The organism is Bacillus sp. (in: firmicutes) (assembly GCA_017656295.1).
Classification (GTDB): domain Bacteria; phylum Bacillota; class Bacilli; order Bacillales; family JACDOC01; genus JACDOC01.
In genome coordinates this window covers 1-1,559 of record JACDOC010000041.1, presented here as the reverse complement: position 1 = coordinate 1,559, position 1,559 = coordinate 1, and the positions used below count along the sequence as shown (strand labels likewise).

The following is a 1,559-nucleotide window of genomic DNA, read 5'->3' as shown; positions in this document are numbered from 1 at the left end:
GAGGGGGCCACCAAGCGAAAGCGCGGTAGTTAATAAGCAAATAACATGAAAAAGAGGGTTACTCCTTGGTAGAATCTTAGTCGACCAAAACTAAATCACAAACAAAGGAGTAACCCCTCATGCAAAAGAATAACACAGTATATCCAAATTTAAAACAGATTGAGCAATTAGTTTGGAGGCAATTACAGGAAACCTTCTCAAAGGTCATGAAAACACTATTAGAGGACATGGACAAGCAGATTGCTGAAGAACGAAATAAAAAGCGTTATCGTCTACTCGATAAGCGTACCACCACTATTATCAGTCTTTTTGGCGAAATAAAGGTGAAACGGAACTACTACCGAGACAGGGAGAAAGGTGAATATGTCTATCTGCTTGATCGCTCTTTGGAATTCGAAGGGACAGGCTCCTTTAGTCCGCTGATAGAAGAAGCGGCTCTAGAGCTTGCCATTACAGGGCCATCCTATCGAAAGGCAGAACACACGCTTGAAACACTTTTAGGATACCGAGTGATTAGTCACGAAGCTATACGTCAACACCTGTTACAGATTGAAAGTATCCCAAAAGAGCGACAGCCTGTAAACTATCCTGTCCTATTCGTGGAAGTGGACGGCCTATATGTGAAACGTCAAGGAAAAGGAAAACGGGGCAAGGAAGAAAAAATTGCAGCGGTTCATCAGGGCTGGGAAATCAACGGAAAACGAGTAAGTTTGAAAGACAAACGCCATTTTATTCACCGTGGGAACCAGCCATTTTGGGAGGCGTTTGAGGATTTTCTCATTGAAAACTTCGAGTATGACCCAACTGTCCATAAGCTAGTAATAAACGGGGATGGTGCCGGATGGATTACAGCCTGTCGAGACCATTTTAAAGGCAGGGCATTCTTTTCAATTGACCGTTTCCACGTGGCAAGGGATATTCGCAGCTTATTCCGTAAGCATCCTCGCTATCGCCAAATGCAAAAGGCACTAGCGTCCTATGACAGTCAGAAACTACTTACGGAATTAAACAGTGCTGTTGGAACACTAGAGACAGAGGATCAGGAAGAACGTCTTGACCAATTGATTCGTCAACTAGAAAAATATCCTGAAGCCCTCGGGGATTACCGGAAGTGGCTCCAAGAACAAGGTATTGACACCAAAGGAATGCGTCCAATGGGAAGTGCCGAGGGAACGATGAGTGTCTTCGCAAAAAGGCTCAAAAATGGACGTAGCTGGGTAGAAAAAGGCGTAAGTGCCATGATTACTGGATTGGTGGCTTTCCTAGACAATCTGGCATTGAAAACATTATTTGGGAAAGTCGAAAGATGGACAGAAACCAAGGAGGAAAAGAATCCACCAAAACATTACGTAGAAAAGGTGACAAGTACAATTGGTGAAGTCACAAGAGACAATCTCCTATACCTAAAAGGTAAGGCAAATATTCCAGTGTACAAGACTTTAAAGGAGTTGGCCGGATTTTAAAAAAGACAAATTTTTTATCAAGAGAGTACCCTAAAATAGTGAATCCGCTTTCATTGTTAGGGAGAAAAAAACTGCCCACAAATACTTGACTCAATC

At 42.7% G+C, this 1,559-nt stretch carries 1 protein-coding gene; it reads left to right on the top strand.

Going from position 1 to position 1,559, the window contains the following annotated elements; translation table 11 throughout:
- Nucleotides 1-119: 119 nt before the first annotated feature.
- A complete protein-coding gene (locus H0Z31_15670) occupies nucleotides 120-1,463 on the top strand; it encodes an ISLre2 family transposase (protein ID MBO8178844.1) in 1,344 nt (447 codons plus the stop codon).
- Nucleotides 1,464-1,559 lie beyond the last annotated feature (96 nt).

Excerpts from the sequence above, each read along its gene's own strand:
- H0Z31_15670 (MBO8178844.1), top strand. The coding sequence starts at position 120 with ATGCAAAAGAATAACACAGTATATCCAAATTTAAAACAGATTGAGCAA.